This window comes from Nostoc sp. CALU 1950 (genome assembly GCF_051172895.1).
GTDB lineage: Bacteria > Cyanobacteriota > Cyanobacteriia > Cyanobacteriales > Nostocaceae > Nostoc > Nostoc edaphicum_A.
The window spans coordinates 1-21,648 of record NZ_JBDNJQ010000002.1 but is presented as its reverse complement, the minus strand read 5'-3'; the positions used below and the strand labels follow the sequence as shown (position 1 = coordinate 21,648).

Sequence of the window (21,648 nt, the reverse complement as noted above, 5' to 3'; positions counted from 1 at the left end):
AGCATTATTGCCTCCTGACTCCTGCCTCCTGCCTCCTTACTGAATTTTTTGATGATTATCTAATTTTCTAATTCCTCCAAAAACAATTAACCAAACTACTACTACAACCCAGTGAATTAAAACTATTACAAACAAAGATCCTGTTAGGGTATATGCAACAGTACATATAATTCCTAAAAATGCAGCTAAAACAAGAAAAATATGATTATAAAATGTGGATATTCCAGCTTTAAAAAATGTTTTAGCATTCAATGGATGATACAAAATAAATAAAAATAGACTCACTATTGCCCACAAAGACCATTGGAGCCAGTTGTTGATTTCGCTAGGATGAGGAAGCAAAAAAACGCGAAAAAATAGTTCTTCAACAATCGCAGGTGAAAATAGACAACGCAGTATTAACAAGCATTTATCAATCCAATTTGCAGACCAAACTTCTATCTGTAAAAATCCAAATTTCCAACCATAAAGTAGAGCAATAATACTATAAATTATCAGCAGTACAACAACAACGAACCAATCTTTTAGCCTTGGAAATACTAAGGACGCTAAAGTGCGATTTAAAAGAATTGAAAGTGGTGAAATATTGGTAAAGGGAATCTTAATTTGTCCCAGAAGTACTGTTGGAGCAATGGGTGTAATATTAGGTTCCCAACCACCGACTTGATTAGTCCGCAATACTTGCATAATTGCACCATGCTTTAAAAATATTGCGGCAAGGTCGTCGTGTGCAAGTCTAGGCATTATTGTTCGCCATGTTGTCAAACCAGCCCAAATACTACGATCTTGAAATGCTTTTCCTATTCCCGTACCTGCGAGTATTCCTGCTTGACTATGCCAATCAGCGCGAACTATACCCAAGGGTGCTAACTGTTGTTCTAAAGATTGACCTAATTCAACTAGCTGCTGAAAGCGTAATGTTTGCGGGTGATTGGGGTTTGTGCGTACCCAAGTTTGAATTTGAGGAGTTGTAGCAACTTGGTTTTTAATTGCCAATATCGCAGCATAAAGTGCTTGGTTTGAGTCTTGGACGCATGAAGTCGCAGGTGACACCATTGCGCCACCAGTTCCATCGCCAACCCGATAACGTGCCATTGTTACCTTTAATTGTTGCTGGAATTCTTCTAAAGGTGAAAGTTTAACACCATCAAAATCATAATCCTGCGTTACAGGGTCGAATTTGATGAGAATATCCGATACTGGACGTGTTGCTAACCAACCACGTTGTAAATTACCCATATAATCAGCCCATGTATGCGTTCCGGCAATAATGCCATCAGGGTTATGGGCATAAATTTGGTGGTATTTAGTCTCGAAGCGTAATTCATTAGTAAACTCGTCGCGGACAACTTCTGCAATTCCAAAAGCAAAATGTCCGGTGATAGTATAAGGTACTCCCACTGATTCACCTTTACTTCCGCCAATTCCACCAAATAGGTGTAGAACAATAGCTTTATTGCCTTCTTGCCATGTTGATATAGATTGATTAAGTAAATTTTGCGTTTCTACAGATTTTAATAATACAGTATTCAATTTACCTTTATTTTTCTCGGTATTTTGCCAATTTACATCTCGGATGTAATTTAGCCCTAATTCTTCACCAGTAATGATTTGATTGGGTTGAATTTGAAATAGAGAACGAGGTGCAAGTGCTACTACGGTAAATACGCCCTTTGCATCGGGAGCGCCATAAATATACCACCCATCTTCACCAGCAGGTGATTGTTCGATTTGCTGCAAACTTGAAGGAGCAAAATTTCGCTGATCTATTATTTGTTGGGGAATACGAATAGTTTCTTGAAGACCATCAAACTTATTTGAAATCGGATTATAATGCTGTACTAAAAAATAATCGTTATCCTGTTTTGGCTCTGGAGATAAACTATTTTTATAACTAGATTTAATCGGTTTAACTATTTTTACCAAGCCATAAAACCTACCAGTTGCCAAAATAGGTTCGCGTTCAATTTGCAAAATAGCTTTTTCTTTACTTGCATCAATGATTGTACTTGAATCTAAAGCAACAATTGTTTCATCATCAGGATTTGCACCAGCCAAAGAGCGTAAAATCCCTACCTGACGAACTCCATTTAGTCGAAAAGGATGAATATTTCCTTGTTTTTGACTTTTAATCACTTCAGGAGTGAAATTTATATCTTGTGTTACCGCTTGATCGAAAGCAAGCAAATCTTTATTCTTTTTCCATTCCAAACGCACAATTTTACCTACCAAATTTTGGGCTGTAGGTGGTGCATATTGAACTTCTATCCACACCCAATCTAAACCATCTTGTAATTGCTGTTTCGTTGGTAAAATTAACCTTCCTACCCAGTCGCCAATAGGTTTATAAATGTTTGCAGATGGAATTTGGGCAACGGGATAAAAACCAGATTGATTAAATTTTTGTTGAATATGGATCGCGTAATTGCTTTCTTGCTGTAATAACTGGGGTTGTGTTGAGGAAAGTTGCCAAATTGCAATTACTGCTATGAACACTAGCGGTAAAAATCTCGTAAATATTAGCCTTGTTTTTCGACTCAATCCACGGAAAATCATATATTATCAGCAACGAAAACCTGCTGATAATCTTACTCTGAAATATACTGTTTTGAGTCTTTGCTGTAAAGGACTGACAAATAAATAAAAAAAAAAGACTCAACTAATTCTTGTGGGGTGGGCAAGATGCCCACCCTATGAACTGGGCGGACAAGATGCCCACCCCACGATATTGGATAATTTATTTCTTGGAAGTCTCTAATCCAGGACTATTTCATCCTAAATGTAGGCGATATATCATTACAATTGGGTTTTCGAGACGCGATAAATCGCCGTCTCTACAAGTGTTTTGGGCGATATATGACAATAGGTTTGGGTTAAGGGTTATTGGTGTAGATAATTGGTTTTTAAAGACGCGATTTATCGCATCTCTACATTCTTTTTCACCAAATATCTAATGACAAACAGAAAGTTCTGAGCGTTGGAAGCCGACGCTCAGAACTTTGGAAAAAAACTTGGCGTGTAAACATGCAATGTTTATTTGCCTAAGAGCTTAAAAGCGATAGTTGCGATCGCGCACCCACATACTAACTGGCACTGCTTTACCCTGTGGATCTACTTTCGCCTTTACCACAATGGGTGGTACTTGTCCCCTGCGAGCGCGTTGTGCTTGCAAGTCGTTCCGAATTTGCTGACGTTGGTTTTCTGGGATGTAATATGTTTCCAAGCCGTAGTTAACAGAGCCATCCTGATAAACACCTTTTAAGGCTACTTGGTTGGCTCTAAGAGTTGTGGGGCGATCGCTAGTTACTCGTAACGGTCTCCAAGCTCTAGGAACACCCCGACCAGAGGATAGTTGCTCTTGCAAGATCACATAGATGTTAGTTCCTTCAGGCAATCTTCTGCCACTTCCACGACCTTTGCTGACTAATGGTTGCCAACCAGGCAGTCTGCTCAAATTTGCGGTACGGGATATGTTGTAATCTAACGCTAAGGTGTTACCTTGAAGCACATTGCTAGGATCTACAGGTACGGTTTGCAAAATCACCGTCTTACCTGTCACATCTGTATAAACCGCTTGGGCTGGTACTGCCATAATTAACCCCGTTTGCAGCGCCAGGGGAGCTAGTAACCGCCAAAAAGGTAAGGGCTTATTCGATTTTTGTTCAGTGGCAATCAAGTAATCCCGAAAAGTCACCTTACTGGAGAATTCGGCTTCGGGAGACAAGGTTTTATTTTTAGATTCAGAAGAACTATTAGTCATGAGCGTAGTCCTAAAAAGCAGAGGTCTTGAGGAGGTCAAAGTAATGAGATTAGGACTGACGCAGAGAAACTTTAAAAACTTTAACTTACAGAGATTTTCAGTTAGGAGTTAGGGGTTAGGAGTTAAGAGTTAGGAATCATTCAATTTTAGATTTAGTGAACTTTTCCTGAATTCTGACTCCTGAATTCTGACTCCTGAATTCTTTCATCTTTTGCACTACTTTTTACTTGTAGAGCTACCACCAGGTAGGCGGCGTTCAAACCAGAGTCCGGCGCTAATTAAAGCAGAACCGCACAGGACGAAGACCAAAGACTTAAAAAGTAAGTCTGTATCGTACTCCTGCACGCGACTGATAATTTGCAGTGTTAATAACAGCATACCGCCCCAAAAGGAACTTCTGTTACTTAATTTCAATCCTTCTTGAATTAGTCCCCAAGCTAATGTTGCAAGAAGTACATTGAAAATAAAAATGCCAAGTTCATCAATCCGGCTGATAGTTTGATGCCAAAAAGGTACTAGGGTAATAAAGACAAGAAATGTACTAATGACAGCAGTCGTGAAAATTACTTCTCGACGCGGAGGGTTATTTCTTTGGCGCAGTAGAAACAACCATTGCAATACCGCCAAGCCGCTGAGAATCCCCAAATCGATGATCGGCAGAGACTCGAACAAGTTTGTCAAATTCGTTGGCTGATTAAAACTATATGGAGATTCCCAGACCCAACGAAAAGACAGAATGTAAAAGACAACGCCGAAGCTTACCAACGCTAAATTACGGGCTAGAGATTGAAACAACCTGTAATTTATGGTTGGAAACAGCAGGTCATCATAACTCCAGAATAATGCAGGTGGGAGTGCAAAAGCAAAAGATGCCACCCAAGGGGCTATATCAGCATAATTCAGCAGTGGCAGAGGATTAAGGTTGGCTTGTAAGGAACTAGCAAAAACAAAGGCTGCTAGACCAAAAATCCAACGCGATCGACAGAAGTAGGCTAAGGGTACAAATACCAGCCATGCCAACAAAGGCATATGCTGGACTACTAGGCGCGACCAAGTTAACTCACCTGAAGCGTACCACAAGTCTTCTAATCCCGTCCAATAGCCAATTTCCACGAGGACAATTGACAGAACTCCTAAAGAATTTAAGGACAAACTGAAGGCCATCACCACAACACCCAACCCCCAGGCGAGAAACAGTTGGGAAGCTGAACCAGTGATATTGAACATCTGGGCCATTAGCAGTAAATTTGCACCGAAGATGAAGGCGCTTAAAATTAGCAGCCCTTCTCCCAGTATGCGTTTGCTTCGTTCTGGCTTCTTTCCTTCAGGTGGTCTCCAACTGTAAAATCCAGTGATTGCGATCGCAAAAAACAAACTTATCATCAGAATAAATTTGACTTCTCGCGATCCTCCTTGCCAGTTTCCTGATACAAAGGTAATTATGCCTAAGCATAAAAGTACACTGCCTACAGCAATTGCGATCGCTTTGTTGCGATCGCGTGCAGCAGCTTCCAGGTTTTTAAATTGATAACGCTCTGCTATTTGCTCATATTGCGAAGAACTAATTAATCCTTCATCCCTCCATAGTTGTGCTTGTTTGCGTAATTTTTCCTGAAAACTATCTAAGAACATGACCTTCTCCGGTGCAGTGGGGTAGCTTGGCCATTGCGATCCCAATGGCGGTCATTATATTTTGAGTATGAAGCCAAAAGCCTTAATTACATTGTTCTTGTGTAACAGTTTTATTTGGATTGTGATACAACCTATAAATTTGTAATTCGTAATTCGTAATTAAGAAACTTAAGTTACAGATAATTGAAAATTGGTATTATATTTATTCACATGGAAAAACCTTCTAATTTATTACTTAAAGTCTCGCGACGTTTGTTCACTAATCTAGATGATCAAGAAAAATTTATTGAGGCTTTGATGAATCCTCAGCCTTTTTCACCAAGTATTCTTTGGTGTCAAGAAAAGTCAGAAACTTTGCCTTTTGCAGTGGAAACACCAACTTCTTGGCAACCACAATCTATAGACCGCTTATCTTTGGGAGAAAAACCCGGACGGCATCCCTTGCATGAAAAAGGATATTTTTATTGTTTAGATTTTTCTTCGGTGTTTGCAGCTACTACTTTGTTAGCTATTCCTCAGTCAGTGCGTTTAGTTTTTGATATGTGTGCTGCACCAGGAGGTAAAAGTATCTTCGCATGGAAAGCTTTACAACCTGACTTAATCATCAGTAATGAAGTAATTGGCAAACGTCTGGGAATGCTAATTTCTAATTTGAAGCGTTGCCAGATTAGCCCTAGTGCAGTGGTTAATAGAGATTCGAGTATATTTGCTCAAATTTTTCCCTGCTCTAGCAATCTAGTAATAGTAGATGCTCCTTGTACTGGACAATCTTTACTTGCTAAAGGTGAAAAAGCGCCTGGATGTTTTCACCCAACTGCTATTAATAAGAGTGCAAATCGACAAAAGCGCATTATAGCTAACTCGGCGAAAATTGTTTCATCACAAGGCTATCTTGCTTATATGACTTGTACATATTCACCCGAAGAAAATGAGCAAGTATGTGAATGGTTTTTGGAACGCTTTCCCCATTTTCAGGCAATAGAAATTAGTAATTTAGCCAAATATCAGTCGCATTTAACTACGATGCATTGTTATCGGATGTTTCCTCAAGATAAGTTAGGTGCTGGTGCGTTTACAGTTCTGTTTAAAAATACTAATGACAATGACGATGAGCGTAAAGAAATAGATTTAAATACAATATCTTCACTGTATATCTACCAAAATCTAAAAAAGTAAAATTATACCACAATACAGTTCAGATAAGACCAAAAAACTTGTAGAGACGGCGATTTATCGCGTCTCGAAAACCCTTCGATTGACGGTCGTACCCTCGAAATCCTGAATCGAGGGAAAAAGTTCAAATTAATTCTTTGGAGACTGCGCCTGAGTTAAGCAATTTCCCAATATTTTTGCTAACACCTGTACGTGGGGTTCTTTAAGTATTCCAAGGTGAGATCCGGGAAGGTAATGGATATTTAATTCTCCATTTACTATCTCATCCCAGCCGAATTGAGGATCGTATTGTGTGCCCACAGCTTCACTTCGATTCTCATCCTCTGTCCGCAAGAGAATAGCTTGACCAAGGTAAGGTGAGAAGATATATTCACTAATGGCTTGAGTATTAGCATCTATACTCTTTAAGTGCTTGTCATTCTCAGGTAAATTCAGTAACTCTTCCAAGTAACGGTTATATTTATTTCGGAGATGCCGCTTACGCCAATAGCTCCATTTCACAGCCTTTTGCAAAAGATAGCTAGGCCCTTGTTGAAGCATATTCTTTAAATGCAAAAAACCTCGCTTGAGAAATGATGCCCGCCAACTATAACCTGGACGACAACTATCAAGCATAACTAGAATACCAACTTGTTCACCTTGCTCTTGGAGTTGTTGAGCCATCTCGAAAGCAACTATACCTCCAAAAGAATAACCTCCCAAAAAATAAGGCCCCTTGGGCTGAAGGGTCTGTATTTCCTGAATATAGTGAGTTGCCATGTCTTCAATCCGCGTATGGAAAGGGTATTTTTCATCTAACCCTTGTGGCTGTAGTCCGTAGAATGGTTGCTCTGAACCTAGATGCACTGCCAATTCACGGAAACACAAAACTTCTCCACCCAGTCCGTGAATACAGAAAAAAGGTGGCTTGGAACCATTGGGTTGAATTTCTACCAGGGATGACCAGGCAGGTTTTGATTTGTCCAAGGTATTTACTGAAGCCAAGTTTTTTGTTAAATCTTCTTCTTGGCAGATGATTTTAGCTAGAGCCTCTACGGTACCTGACTGGAAGAGAATCGCAAGAGGTAGATTTTTCTTAAATGTCTTCTCAATTTGCCAAAACAGTTTTACTGCTAATATCGAGTGTCCTCCTAGCTCAAAGAAGTTATCCTTGACGCCAATGGGTTGGACACCCAGAATTTGTTCCCAAATTTTGGTCAGTTGGAATTCTAATTCATCACGAGGAGCTACATAGGTGTTTTCTGAATCAAGCTTTGTTGAGTTTGGTGCTGGTAAAGCGCGACGGTCGATTTTGCCGTTGGGGGTTAGGGGTAGGGTGTCTAGTAAAACGAAAGCACTAGGCACCATATATTCTGGCAATTTTTGTTTGAGAAAGTGCCGCAGTTCGTCTATGGTTGGTGTCTGTTCTGGGTGAGGAACGATGTAGGCGACTAGTCGCTGGTTTTGTGGATTATCAAATCTAGCTGTGACGACAGTTTGCTGTATGCCAGGGTGTTGTGCTAGTAAAGCTTCAATTTCTCCAAGTTCAATGCGGAAACCACGAATTTTTACCTGATGATCAATTCTCCCGATGTATTCAATGTTGCCATCGGGAAGATAACGGGCTAAGTCTCCAGTTTTGTAAAGCTTTTCGCCTTTGTTAAAAGGATGGGAAATAAATCGCTCGGCTGTTAAGTCTGGACGGTTGAGATAACCTGTAGCAACTCCAACACCACCAATATAAAGTTCGCCTTTCGCACCCAAGGGAACTGGTTGCAAATGGGAGTCGAGGATATAAAGTTGAGTGTTAGCGATCGCTCTCCCAATCGGTACACTTGTTAAGTTACTCTCTGTTTGACACTGCCAAAATGTGACATCAATTGCTGCTTCGGTAGGGCCGTAAAGGTTGTGTAGTTCACATCCCATCCGCTGAAAAAACCGCTCCTGAAGGTCAACTGGTAAGGCTTCGCCACTACAAAATACCCGTTTTAAAGATTTGCAACATTCTAGCCCTTTGGTTTCTAGAAATATCTGCAACATGGAGGGTACAAAATGCAGTGTTGTAATTTTCTCTTGGGCGATGGTGTTGATTAAGTAAGTCGCATCTCGCTGTCCGCCTGGTTGAGCCATCACTAAACGCGCCCCTGCCAATAGGGGCCAGAAAAACTCCCAAACGGAAACGTCGAAACTAAAAGGCGTTTTTTGCAGAACGCTATCAGTTGCATTTAGTTGGTAAGCGTCTTGCATCCACAGTAAACGATTGCAAATTCCCCGATGGGTGTTCATTGCGCCCTTTGGTTTGCCGGTGGAACCAGAGGTGTAAATTACATAAGCTAGATCCAGAGGCTTGACGCTGGAATTGGGATTGCGATCGCTTTGTTGTGAGATTGTTTCCCACTCGGTATCCAAGCAAATTTTCTGAGTTTTTCCGGGTAGATGCTCCACTAAACTACTTTGGGTGAGCAGCACTGGAGCTTGACAATCCTCTAGCATATATGCTATACGCTCTTGAGGATATTCGGGATCAATAGGTACATAAGCGCCACCAGCCTTGAGAATCCCTAACAATCCGACAACCATTTCTAAGGAACGCTCAACACAAATGGCTACGAGTACATTTGGCTGGACTCCACAGGTTTGCAAGTAGTTTGCTAGCTGATTGGCGCGACAATTTAGCTCATTGTAGGTAAGATGCTTGTCTGCAAATTTTACAGCGATCGCATTTGGTGTTTTCTCTACCTGCGCTTCAAATAATTGGTGCAGACATTGAGATAAATCATAGTCAGCTTCAGTATTATTCCACTCTTTGAGTAGCTGATGCTGTTCGGCTACTGTTAACAGAGGTAAATCTGAAATATGCTGTTCTGGATTGGCGACAATACCTTCAAGTAAAGTTTGGAAATGCCCTAGCATTCGAGCAATAGTTGTAGCATCGAATAAATCTGTGTTGTATTCAATTCCACCTTTGATCCCCTCTGAAGTTTCTTCCAGGTCGAGGGTGAGATCGAACTTTGCTGCGCCGTTATGGACTTCTAGAGGGGTAATGTTCAATCCCGGAAGTTCCCAGAGTTCGCTTGGAGTATTGTGGAAGGCAAACATTACCTGAAACAACGGTGAATGGCTCAGATTTCGTTCTGGCTGTAGTTCTTCTACTAGCTTCTCGAAGGGCAGGTCTTGGTGAGCATAAGCTCCTAGTGTTACTTCTCGAACTTGACTAAGTAACTGCCGGAAACTTGGGTTGCCTGAAAGGTTAGTACGTATGGCTAAGGTATTGACAAAGAACCCAATCAACCCTTCGGTTTCAACTTGGTTGCGACCAGCAATCGGAGAACCGATGAGAATATCTTCTTGCCCAGTGTAGCGGTGCAGTGTTGTCCCAAAAGCCGCCAGCAATGTCATGAATAGGGTGACACCCTGCTGATGTGAGAGTTTTTTTAGCGATGCACTCAGGGTTTGGGGTAGCATCAGGGATTGCACTGTTCCCTGGTAAGTTTGAACTGGTGGCCGTGGTCGGTCGGTTGGTAATTCTAATACAGTATTAGCACCTGCTAACTGGGTTTTCCAGTAGTTGATTTGGCTAGAAAGTATTTCATCCGATAGCCATTGGTGTTGCCAGACGGCAAAATCGGCATACTGAATGGGCAATTTTGCCAGGGGAGAAGGCTTACCACTCAATAAGGCTTCATAAACAGCTGCTAACTGCTGCCAGAGAATACCTATTGACCACCCATCTGAGGCGATGTGGTGCATGACTAACAGGAGTACATGTTGCTGTTGGTCTATTTGGAGCAATGTAGCTCGCAGCATCAAGTCAGTTTCTAAGTTGAAGGGGCGTTGCGCCTCTTGGTTTAGCAGACATTCCACTTGCTCCTGTGTTACCTCAATTACCTTGAGTTCCACTGGCCGAGGCGTACCAATTACTTGTATGGGACTACCATCAAGTGATGAGATGAAGTTTGTTCGCAGTGCTTCATGATGAACAACGATCGCATCTAGTGACTTTTGCAATATATCTGCATTTAACTTGCCTGTTAAGCGCTGTGCATTTGAGACGATATATGCTTGACTGTTGGGTTGCAACTGCTGCAAAAACCACACTCGCTGTTGGGCAAAGGATAAAGGGGCTGACTCGCGGTTGGCTACTTGAGGAATAGTCTGATTTTGGGGATCATTGTCTTGAGTCTGATTTTGGGCGTTCCCGTTTCGGGTTGCCGTAGGCATCGCTTGAGCTAAAGTAGCGATCGTGGGATTCTCAAACAAAAGTTGCAACGGTATTTCTATCCGAAAGGCTTGGCGAACCCTAGACATTACTTGAGTGGCCAGCAGTGAATGACCTCCCAACTCAAAAAAATTGTCGTGGATGCCTACTTGTTCCAGACGCAAAACTGTTGCCCAGATGGTAGCTAAGACTTCTTCTCTAGGATTCTGAGGTGGGACAAAGTTAGTTGATAGACTAAGAGCAAATGTATCCGGTGCTGGTAAAGCCTGACGGTCTATTTTCCCATTGGGATTTAGTGGCAAGGTGTCCAAAAATACAAAGGAAGCGGGCACCATGTATTCAGGTAGTTGACCTTCCAAAAAGCGACGCAATTCAACCTGACTAGGAATTTGCTCTGGACTAGCAACAATATATGCCACGAGTTGCTTGTCCCCAGGAACATCCTCTCTGGCTATGACTAAAGCCTGTGTCAGTGCCGGATGTTGACCTAATCTGGCTTCAATTTCTCCCAATTCAATACGGAAGCCACGAATCTTTACTTGGTAGTCAATCCGACCAAGGAATTCGATATTACCATCGCTCAAATAACGCGCCAAATCCCCAGTTTTGTAAAGACGTGCCCCAGGTTCAGAGTTAAAAGGGTTGACAATGAACTTCTCTGTGGTCAATTCTGCACGGTTAAGATAGCCTCGCGCTAAACCAATACCGCCTATATGCAGTTCACCTGATTCACCAATAGGAACTGGCTGTAAGTTTTCATTGAGGATGTGAATCTCTGCATTAGTAATCGGGCGACCAATGGGAGCAATGGTGTAATTAGTGCCGCGCTGGCAAGTCCAGAAAGTGGTATCAATGGAAGCTTCTGTCGGGCCATAACAATTATGTAGAACATTATCCAAATTCAATTGAGCAAAGAAACGTTCTATGAGTTCGCCAGGTAAAGCTTCACCACCGCAGATAATGTGTCTGAGAAATCGGCAATTCTCAATTCCCTTCTCTTCCAGTAAGACACGGAGGATGGAAGGTACTAAGGCCAAAACGGTGATTTGCTGCTCAGTAATTACCTGTACAATGTAGGCAGGGTCTTTATGTCCACCAGGGCGAGCCATGAATAACTGCCCTCCAAAACACAATGGCCAGAATATCTGCCACACTGAAGGGTCGAAACTAAAAGAAATAGTCAGTAAAACTTTGTCTGCGTGAGTTAATCCAAAGGTTGTTTGCTTCCAGTGGAGTTGATTGCAAATCCCACGATGAGGGATCATTACACCTTTGGGCTGTCCTGTAGAACCAGATGTGTAGATTACATAGATGAGATTCTCAGCCGTCGTTTCATTTACAGGATTTTCTTGACTGTTTGGGATATTCCCTTGCCAGTTTGAGTCCAGACAAATTACTTGCGCCTGATGCGGTGGCAAGTTCTTGACCAATTTCTCTTGGGTTAACAATACTGGTGTTTGGGTGTCTTCCAAGATGAAAGCTAAACGTTCTGAGGGATATGTTGGATCTAAAGGCACATAAGCGCCTCCAGCTTTCAGAATGCCCAGTAGTCCTACGATCATCTCCAAGGAGCGCTCCAGGCAAATGCCCACAAGTACATCAGGCCCAACACCTAAAGTACGTAGGTAGTGCGCTAGTTCATTTGCCCGCTGGTTTAACTGCTGATAAGTAAGTTGTGTATTCTCATATACTACAGCAATGCCTTGGGGCGATCGCTCTACTTGCATCTCAAACATTTGATGGATGCATAGAGCCTGATGATAAACGACTTGGGTATCATTCCATTCCTGTAGAACTTGAGTGCCGATGATGTGAGTTAAGGTATCTGACGGAATATTTTGCTTATAATCTGAAGTCTGGCTACTTATCTGCATTTTCTATATATCAACTCCATCAGGAAATGCCATTTTTTATTTTATTATTTATTGTATATGTGTTTATACCAACTGAGGCTGCACACAAATCCTTCAGAGTAGAAGCTACTGGCTCGGAAACAAATCCTAGATAGCCTTCAGAGGGGGTCGCTGTGTGTAGCTTGCTTCCTCAAAGACATACCAAATCTGCTTTTTAGCAAGCAGTTTTCATATACATCTTCAAATAAAACAGGTATTTAAATGTCTAGCAAATTGATTGGCAATCAATATAACAATTCTCATACTTTTAATCTTAAATTATTAACTATAAACACAGATAAGACTTTATATTAGCTAATTTAGCTTTAGTTCAATAGTTGAAAAATAATTTTTTGTTTCTTTATAAAATTACAATAGATAAAATTCAATACTGAAGAGACTCTATCCTTTTTTATAAAAAATTACTGAGAGAAAAAATAATTATTACCGAATCTTCATTGTGATTCTGCATATGTAAAAATCGTGTAAAGCTATAATTATGATTTGCTAAAATAGTTAAGTAAATCAGTGTAAAGATTTTTCATTGCAATCAGGCAGGAGCCAGAGAGAAGTTAGAGCGTCGGCTTCCTGTGTTGGGGTAGCCCGACGCAGGCATAGAAACTTCAAAGAGGCAGAAAGTAGGAAAAAAGAGGGTTTTAGCCCAATACAGTTCAGATAAGACCAAAACACTTGTAGAGACGGCGATTTATCGCGTCTCGTAAACCCACAATTTTGTACAATTAGCCCTTAACTGAACCGTATTGGGTTTTAGCCTCGTTTATCTTTCTTTAGATAGTTACATTTTTTGATGCTGACTCAGTGAACCCATCGTCAAGTGAGTTTCATCTTACTATATATAAAGCATACATAAAGCTAAAACCTTGCACATGGATTTCACACCCATGACAGTGTAACCTAAGATACAGAATAAATCTTTACTTATTCTCCCAGCAAACACCCATTCAAGCTATTTGGCTAAAAACTAAAGACTTGCAGCAAATCCAGTGTTGATTGTTTTATGGTAATACTACTGTGCGAAAGGTCTAATTTTTTTGATAATCAAGATTATAACAGTCCAAAATATATCAGAAAAAATAACTCTTTATCAGGAGGCAAAAATGTCTAGAATGCAGATTTAACAAGACTAACATAAACCACACATTGCTAATTCTACTTCCAGTTATTAAAATTTATTCTCACTAGTCTGTGACCAATTATCTAGAGATGCCCATGAAGCTGACCCAAGTTCAGCCACGATGTTTATTTATGTTAAGCTTTGTAACAATTGTCAAACTTTTGGTGCATTTCGTTATATGTTATGTGTGTAAGTTTTGTTAATCAGTAATTATGCGTAAACAAACAAAACCTGTTCTAAGCAGAACTGAGCCAGTATAAGTAGATATGCTACAGTAATTCGTAAAGAGATATCATTGTATCTCTACTCTGGAAGCAATAATCTGCAATCACTAAGCCCAACTATTTATTACCTACCTTAAAAATTCTAATATTTTTACTTTACCTGCTTTACTATAAAATGCCAGGAATTGTATTTAACAATAACTTAGCTCAACAACAAATCTTTTCCTTGGCATTAAAGCTCAAAACTTTCAGAAAACACTGGATGCTATCCTGCAAAAAAATCTAAGACTTCGGATAGTCGCCACACTCAAACCAATCCTGGAAGATGCTTTTGATCAAGAACTTAAAGTTACTCTGAAGAAAATGATTAATATGTAGACTATAAAGGAGAGATTTCTTTAAAAGTCAAACGTGAGATAGCCCAATTGTATAGTTTTTCATCAAATTTTAACTACACCAACTGTTACTAACTATGAGTAATCAAAGCATTGCAACAAATAAATTGAGTGAAGTGCCTTTAGATTTACGTGCATCTTCATTGGTCAAGGTACGCAAGGGTTCGTGGTGGTTAAGATTAATCACACTGTTTTTAGTAGACTATACTCTTTTATCCTTAGCTTGGGTTTTCGCTGGATATCAATCTGATTATGGCAATTTTGCTTGGGATATACCTAGTAATTACTTACCAATTTTAATCACGATTGGGATTCAAATAGGATCGCTAGCTCTCGAAGGTATTTATCGAGAAGGTCAAAAACGCTATGACTATTTGAATATTATCAAATCGCTAACTTTTGCTCATGGATTAATACTACTTGTTTGTGTTTTGTATCAACCAATTATTGATATTACACGCCCAAGACTAATTTTATTATCTTGGTTGCTGAGTATATTGTTTATTTGTACTGGTAGATACGCTGTCAATATTACTCTTGAATATCTCCGTAAGCAGAAGAAAATAGTTCGTTCTTCTGTCTTCATCATTTGTGATCCTCAAGATCATGAGCAGATTGCTAGCTTTATCAAAAAAGAAAAGCACTACATTGTATCTGGAACTGCACATGCTAATGCATTAGACAGATATCAACGTCAGCAAACCTTGAATCAACTTAATCAATTAGGTATAACAGAAGTTTTTATATCTTGGGATGCTCTAAAAAATAGAATGTTTTTATGCTGGTTATTTCAAGCATCTGGCATCCAAGTACATATTTTACCGATGGAATTAAAGCCAATTTATAAGAATGTAGAGTTTAATAAAATAGGGGGAATGCCTTGTCTGAGCTTGGATTGTCCGATAATTACAGGTAAAGATTTTTGGATAAAGCGTAGTTGTGACTTCTGTTTAGCGACTTTATTTGTAATGTTGTCCTTTCCTATTTATATAGCTATAGCTATAGCTATAAAACTGGATTCTTCCGGTACAGTGTTTTACAGACAAACTCGTATAGGTTTACATGGGCAACAGTTTAAAGTCTGGAAATTCAGAACGATGAGGTCTGATGCGGAAAAATTACAGAAAGAATTAGAAGCTTTAAATGAAACGAAAGATGGAATTATCTTTAAAATTAAAGATGATCCTCGCATTACCCGTGTTGGAAAATTCCTGCGTCGTTACAGCTTAGACGAATTACCCCAACTTTTTAATGTTATCTTCGGAGAAATGAGTATAGTAGGACCTCGCCCTTTACCTACTAGAGATGTAGATAAGTTTTCTGAACATCATTTTATTAGGCATGAAGTTTTACCTGGTATTACAGGTCTTTGGCAAGTCTCAGGTCGCTCAGATATTTTAGATTTTGAACAAGTTATTAATCTTGATCTTAACTACATCGAAAATTGGTCGCTTGGGTTAGACTTTGAAATTCTCCTCAAAACATTTATGGTAGTTTTGAAAAAAGAAGGTGCATACTAAAAGTGTAGTATGAAAAAAACAAGTAACTTAGTAAAGATAAGTAACTTAGTGAAGAAATGATGTTTTTGATTCTAATAAATTTAGTTTTTTCCATTAGTCTGATCTGTATCTAACCAATTATTAAATACTGAATTTAAAAATTGCAAAAGCTAGCTTTGAATCCATACATAAGGCTACCAGGGTCTAAGACAAAATGTTTTTATCTAAATATTAAAAAGCATAAAGTGGGATAAAAAGCTTTGCTTTATTTCATTTCGACATCAACCCGTAAAACTAAAGGAGTTTAATTATGGAACCCAGAGGACTTGAGCTAATAACTCGGTATAAACGCAACTACTGCATCCCTGCTGAGGCAGAAATTACGGAGCAAATGATCCTTGAACATTGGGAGCTAGAAAGAAAATTGACAAAAGACCTTTTAGAATCGAACCCAGAAAATCGATGGGAAGTATTTGAGCAAGCCTATACTACTCTTTATAGTAAATTAGAATGGCAAAATTCTTTTGTGGTAGATAGCACACCTACCATAGAGAGATATAAAACTTGGCTACAAATGATAGGCTCTCCACCCAAGAAAATTTATGAGGTTGGTTCTGGTAAAGGAAAGATGATAGCATATTTAGCTAAATGTGGATTTGAATGCAAAGCTACAGAAGTTACAAGAGAACGTGGTTCAAAACATGTAACTGATACGTTACTTAACTTGTCTTGGGGCAACTCTGATGGTGTACATCTAGACCATTTTGAACCAACTGAATTTTATGATTTAGTCGTATCTAATCAAGTTATTGAGCATTTTCATCCAGACGATTTAATTACACACTTTAAAAGTGCTTATAAAATTCTCGTTAATCAAGGAAAATACATTTTTACAACACCTCATTGTCATACAGGACCTCACGATATATCATTAGTTTTTGGCTATGATAATCCTCAATGTATGCATCTGAAAGAGTACACATATAGTGAATTATATGATTCCTTAAAGATGGCTGGATATAAGCGTATTTATTGCGCTGTTCCAGCTAACTTGACAAAAATTTTATCTATACTGGGCATTAAAAAAGAAGAAGAAATAATAGGAATTGGTGTTTTCTATTTGAATCTGATGTTGATTGTGGAAAATGCTCTTTTCGTAATTCCTAGTAAAAAACTGCGTCGTTCTTTTAGTAAATTGTTGAGAAAAGTTTATTTGTTTGCAGACAATATTTTTTTAGTTGCCCAAAAATAAAATATAAAATATTGCAAACAAGTTCATCTTAGTATCAATTTAACTATAGCTTACAGACAATGGGACAACGAAAACTACTAACAAATTCTCTCTCATTGTTGATCAATCGGTTAGTACAAAGTATCACAAGCTTTGTGTTAGTGGCATCCATAGCTCGTACTCTAGGAGCGTATGAATTAGGGAGATATCTACTAGCATTTAGCTACTACTACATCTTTATGGTGATTGCTTCGCAGGGTCTAAGAACCTTGTTTACACGAGAACTGTCTCGCAATCCACAAGAAATGCCTGTTTACCTAGTGAGTGGTACTTTCTTGCAAATACTTTTAAGCGTTATTGCTTATGTAGCACAGGTCGTTGTGGTGTTTTTACTGCCATATAATTCAGACACTTCAATGACTTGCTACATCATGGGATTAACAATAATTCCGTTTTCGCTTTCTAACATCACGGAGGCAATTTTTCAGGCTCAAGAGAGAATGAATTTGATTTCTATCTCTACAGTGCCAGTCTACGTCTTACGTTTACCAGTAATGCTCTGGTTTCTGCATCTGAATTATGGAGTAAATTATTTAGCTGGAATTTTAGCAATTTCCGAAACTTTAGTTTTTGTAATTGAATGGGTTTTGCTTACAAGAGTAATTAAGCCAAAATGGCAAATTAAGCAAGATTTTGTATTGCACTTATTTAAATCTGCTCGAACATTTATGCTTACTGATGCAGTAGGCATAGTTAGTAGTAGAATGGCCATTTTAATTATCTCACTATTAGGAAGTGAATTGATGGTTGGTCTTTATGGTGTAATCGGACAATTGATGCTGCCCTTCACATTGGTTTGCGATAGTATATGTATGGCTGCTTTTCCTGTTATGACAAAGGCAGTACCTTTAGGATTGGAAAAGTTGCGTCAGATTACTGAAAACGTTATAGAAATGCTTTTGTGTGTATCATTGCCACTTATTGTTGTAATAATTTTTCTGGGAAATGATTTAATAACATTTATTTATAAAGACCCAAATTTCAATCAAGTAAATTTAGTTTTGAAGATAAGTTCTTTATCGCTCATTACCTATCCATTTGTGCGGACATTTGTCTATCTACTTTTAGCTAATGGATTTGAAAAATTTAACTTACGGCAGGTTATCGTTACTAATATTGTTGGAATATTATCAGGTGTAGTATTGATTTCACAATATAAACTCATGGGTGCAGTGTTTATGCAATTAGCAATGGGTTTTACTGGTTTTACATTACTCATATATGCTGTTTATAGTAAGTTATTTTCATTGCGTGTATGGCGAATAATACGCCGTCCCCTGCTAATTAGCGCTGGTATGGTATTGGTATTGTTAATACTACAAGAATTTAGACTAGACTTTATATTTGTTTTGCTTATCTTAACTTGCGTTTATAGTTTGCTTGCTGGTTTCTTAGTGATCAATAAGTTCGGAGGTGTCCGGGCTGTATGGGTAAAATTATTCAGTATGAGTTCAGAAAAAATATAGAAATTTAAAATATAAAGTGATAAAAGTCTGATCAACAAATAAATATTGTATAAAAATTTAATTTTATGATCAAGGTTGCTTTACTACATTTTTCCTTTGAAGACTACACCATCGAATTAGCAAACAGTCTGGTTAAATATGTTGATTTAACGCTAATTCAGCCGGAAAAAGTCTCAAATGTCTGTAGCAATGTTCTTGACTCCAGAATCCGCGTCATTAGCTTTAAAAAACCACGGATTCGCGACCCACGCAACTTATTGTCTATGAGCGCTATGATGCGTATCATCAAAGATATACAGCCAGATGTTTTACATGTACAGGAAACTAACGATCCTTGGTACGATTGGACTTTGTTACTCAACAAAATGCCGCCATTGGTGACAACTATCCACGATGTATTTCGTCACCCAGGGGATAATATGAGTGTGTTTGGTTCTGAGTATACCAGACGTATTAGTTTCTACCGTTCACAACAGTTGATTGTCCATACTCATCAACTAAAAAACATTCTTATTGAACAATTTCGTATACCTCAAGAGAAAGTCAATGTTTTACCTCATGGGGAACTTGGTAGTTTGTATCAGCGTCGAGGTAATAAAAATATTCAAGTCCGTGAGCCATATACTTTGCTATTTTTTGGACGTATCTTACCCTATAAGGGATTAAAATATTTGCTTGATGCTATGCCCTTAATTGCTGAATCTATACCTGAAGTCAAGCTGATTATTGCTGGAAGGGGAGGAAACATTAGCCAGTATTTCCCTAATGGTTATGATGAAAAACGCTACGAGATTATTAATGAGTTTATCCCCCTTGAAGAAGTAGGTAATCTATTTCAACGTAGCACAGTAACAGTTTTGCCATATATCGAAGCCTCTCAAAGTGGTGTGGCAGCCTTGTCTTATGGAATGGGAACGCTGATCGTAGCTACTGATGTGGGGGGATTGAGTGAGATAGTTCAGCACAAAAAAGATGGTTTGTTAGTTCCACCCCGTGATGTTCCAACTCTAGCGGATGCTATTATTTGTTTGTTACGCGATCGCAGCTTGCAACAAAGTATGCAAACTGCCGCACTAGCTCGTTGTCAGCAAGATTTAAATTGGTCAAATATTGCCGCTCAAACAGCCGAAATCTATCATAGAGAAATGAATACGCAAAAATAAATATTTAGTTAATTTACAGCGATTCTAAATAAATAGCTTGCGAACAAAAGGACGAAGTATTCGATTATATCGAGCAATAATATGGAGCTAATTTTGATTCAAAAACTAAGCTATTACAGCATAAGTTAAAATAATATGTTTTAAGTACGCAAGTATTTTGTTAGTAAGTTAACATAATACGTTTTAAATACGTAAGTATGATGCTTAAATTAACTAAAATCTACCTTTACCTAGCAAATAGTCGAAAATCACCTGTATTCGTCTTACTCTTTAGGCTCCTGAACAAGATCCTCTAGAATATCTCTAGTTACAAGGCAAAAATTTTGTCCGCCAATTTTATATTTTATGCAAGTCATTTTATGCAGTGTTAAGTTCTTGTTTAAATTCGTTGTTAACCACCCAGTTTTTTCCTTCGATTCTTTATCGAACAGAATTCAGGAGTCAGGAGTCAGAATTCAGCAATGTTTTCTGTATGACTGGCGGTGCTTCGCAGCGTTAGCGACGCAGGAGCGTCTGAATAATCGGCGTTTTTGCACCCCCACCAAATTGAAAACTTGGTGGTGGCAACAATTTAGTCGCGGGTCTGAATCCCCGACTGATAGCGAGTCCGCGAGCGTCTTTATTCTGACTTCTGAATTCTTCTTCAAATACAGATAAGTGTTCACGATCTATTTAAAATTACTGTATGAGAAAAATACTAATTTTTGCGGAGCAGGGATTCACAATTGTATCTTTGCTGATGTATTCAGGGGCAATCTTAAACCTCATTCTGTCAGGAGGAGCAGGACAGAATGATTTGGCAGAATATGATAGCTCCTTAATACGGGTTATTTTTTTCTTAATATACTTAGTTACCTTCTTACTAATAGTCCTGCGTTGGAAAAAAACTCTTTACTTCTTTATATTAAGTAACGACATTTGGCTTTTTTATTTAATCATATTAACAGTTGCTTCTATCACCTGGTCTTTCGAGCCATCAACAACATTAAAAAATAGTTTTACACTAGTTAATTCCAGTTTATTTGGTATATATTTGGCCTCCCGATACACCTTAAAAGAGCAATTACATTTACTTGCTTGTAACTTTGGAATTATTATAGTATTGAGCTTCGTTTTTGCTATAGCCTTGCCTAAATACGGCATACAGACCGATCTTGGTAGCCCAATGTGGCGTGGAGTATTCGCGCACAAAAACGGTCTGGGAGGCAGGATGGTAATTAGTGGTATAGTTTTTTTTATCCTTGCTTATCAAGCTAAAGGACGTAGTTGGCTTTTCTGGGGGGGGTTTAGTTTATCAATACTACTCTTAATACTTTCCTCTTCCACTTCATCTCTACTTAATCTATTAATTTTAATATTGGCATTTTTTGCTTTTCAAATTTGGCGTTGGTCATACCAGGTCATGATACCAACACTAGTAATGGTGGCAACTATCATCCAAACTTTCTATTTTTGGTTTTCCAATAACTCTGATGTCCTGTTCACTTCAGTTGGTAAAGATGCTACACTGACAGGCCGAACAGAAATTTGGCCATTAGTGATCGATAGGATTTTGAAACATCCTTGGCTTGGTTATGGTTATGGCGGATTCTGGCAAGGATGGGATGGCGAATCTGCTTATATTTGGCGCATAGTTGGATGGGTGCCAACCCACCCCCACAATGGTTATCTAGCTATTTGCCTGGATTTGGGTTTTTTAGGGTTAGGGCTATTCTTGTTAGGATTTTGGCGCAGTTATCTGCAAGGATTCGCTCGGTTGCGTGCTAGTAAAACAGCATTAGATATTTGGCCACTTATACATATGACATATATAGCCTTAG

The 21,648-nt window shown here is 38.9% G+C and carries 10 protein-coding genes; 6 read left to right on the top strand and 4 right to left on the bottom strand.

Going from position 1 to position 21,648, the window contains the following annotated elements; all coding sequences use genetic code 11:
- Nucleotides 1-36: 36 nt before the first annotated feature.
- From ABF638_RS00760 to ABF638_RS00750, 3 genes are all read right to left on the bottom strand, one after another.
- Nucleotides 37-2,556 (bottom strand): CPBP family glutamic-type intramembrane protease, encoded by a 2,520-nt coding sequence (locus ABF638_RS00760; protein ID WP_435019359.1) that lies wholly within the window; start codon nucleotides 2,554-2,556, stop codon nucleotides 37-39.
- Between the two features lie 493 nt (nucleotides 2,557-3,049).
- Nucleotides 3,050-3,760, bottom strand: coding sequence for a GDYXXLXY domain-containing protein (locus tag ABF638_RS00755; RefSeq protein ID WP_435019357.1), 711 nt, complete (start codon nucleotides 3,758-3,760; stop codon nucleotides 3,050-3,052).
- Nucleotides 3,761-3,976: 216 nt separating this feature from the next.
- Nucleotides 3,977-5,392, bottom strand: a complete 1,416-nt coding sequence (locus ABF638_RS00750; protein ID WP_069074730.1) for a DUF2157 domain-containing protein — start codon at nucleotides 5,390-5,392, stop codon at nucleotides 3,977-3,979.
- 210 nt (nucleotides 5,393-5,602) lie between these two features.
- Here ABF638_RS00750 and ABF638_RS00745 point away from each other — a divergent pair, with 210 nt between their 5' ends.
- On the top strand, nucleotides 5,603-6,568 hold the full coding sequence (locus tag ABF638_RS00745) for an RsmB/NOP family class I SAM-dependent RNA methyltransferase (protein ID WP_435019558.1): 966 nt from the start codon (nucleotides 5,603-5,605) through the stop codon (nucleotides 6,566-6,568).
- Nucleotides 6,569-6,694: 126 nt separating this feature from the next.
- Here the strand turns inward: ABF638_RS00745 and ABF638_RS00740 are convergent, their stop codons facing one another.
- A complete protein-coding gene (locus ABF638_RS00740) occupies nucleotides 6,695-12,574 on the bottom strand; it encodes an amino acid adenylation domain-containing protein (protein WP_435019556.1) in 5,880 nt (1,959 codons plus the stop codon).
- Between the two features lie 1,912 nt (nucleotides 12,575-14,486).
- On the opposite strand from ABF638_RS00740, the gene ABF638_RS00735 reads away from it, so the two are divergent.
- The 5 genes from ABF638_RS00735 to ABF638_RS00715 form a co-directional block, all read left to right on the top strand.
- Nucleotides 14,487-15,929, top strand: a complete 1,443-nt coding sequence (locus tag ABF638_RS00735) for a sugar transferase (protein ID WP_435019354.1) — start codon at nucleotides 14,487-14,489, stop codon at nucleotides 15,927-15,929.
- Between the two features lie 289 nt (nucleotides 15,930-16,218).
- Complete coding sequence (locus tag ABF638_RS00730; RefSeq protein WP_435019352.1) at nucleotides 16,219-17,160, top strand: class I SAM-dependent methyltransferase; 942 nt, start codon at nucleotides 16,219-16,221, stop codon at nucleotides 17,158-17,160.
- Between the two features lie 59 nt (nucleotides 17,161-17,219).
- Entirely contained in the window at nucleotides 17,220-18,665 is a 1,446-nt protein-coding gene (locus tag ABF638_RS00725) for an oligosaccharide flippase family protein (RefSeq protein ID WP_435019350.1), read from the top strand.
- A 65-nt stretch (nucleotides 18,666-18,730) separates the two neighbouring features.
- Nucleotides 18,731-19,828, top strand: coding sequence for a glycosyltransferase family 4 protein (locus ABF638_RS00720; RefSeq protein WP_435019348.1), 1,098 nt, complete (start codon nucleotides 18,731-18,733; stop codon nucleotides 19,826-19,828).
- A gap of 685 nt (nucleotides 19,829-20,513) precedes the next feature.
- A partial coding sequence (locus ABF638_RS00715; protein ID WP_435019346.1) for an O-antigen ligase family protein occupies nucleotides 20,514-21,648 on the top strand: 1,135 nt, incomplete at its 3' end.

Excerpts from the sequence above, each read along its gene's own strand:
- ABF638_RS00760 (WP_435019359.1), bottom strand. The coding sequence starts at position 2,556 with ATGATTTTCCGTGGATTGAGTCGAAAAACAAGGCTAATATTTACGAGA.
- ABF638_RS00755 (WP_435019357.1), bottom strand. The coding sequence starts at position 3,760 with ATGACTAATAGTTCTTCTGAATCTAAAAATAAAACCTTGTCTCCCGAA.
- ABF638_RS00750 (WP_069074730.1), bottom strand. The coding sequence starts at position 5,392 with ATGTTCTTAGATAGTTTTCAGGAAAAATTACGCAAACAAGCACAACTA.
- ABF638_RS00745 (WP_435019558.1), top strand. The coding sequence starts at position 5,603 with ATGGAAAAACCTTCTAATTTATTACTTAAAGTCTCGCGACGTTTGTTC.
- ABF638_RS00735 (WP_435019354.1), top strand. The coding sequence starts at position 14,487 with ATGAGTAATCAAAGCATTGCAACAAATAAATTGAGTGAAGTGCCTTTA.
- ABF638_RS00730 (WP_435019352.1), top strand. The coding sequence starts at position 16,219 with ATGGAACCCAGAGGACTTGAGCTAATAACTCGGTATAAACGCAACTAC.
- ABF638_RS00725 (WP_435019350.1), top strand. The coding sequence starts at position 17,220 with ATGGGACAACGAAAACTACTAACAAATTCTCTCTCATTGTTGATCAAT.
- ABF638_RS00720 (WP_435019348.1), top strand. The coding sequence starts at position 18,731 with ATGATCAAGGTTGCTTTACTACATTTTTCCTTTGAAGACTACACCATC.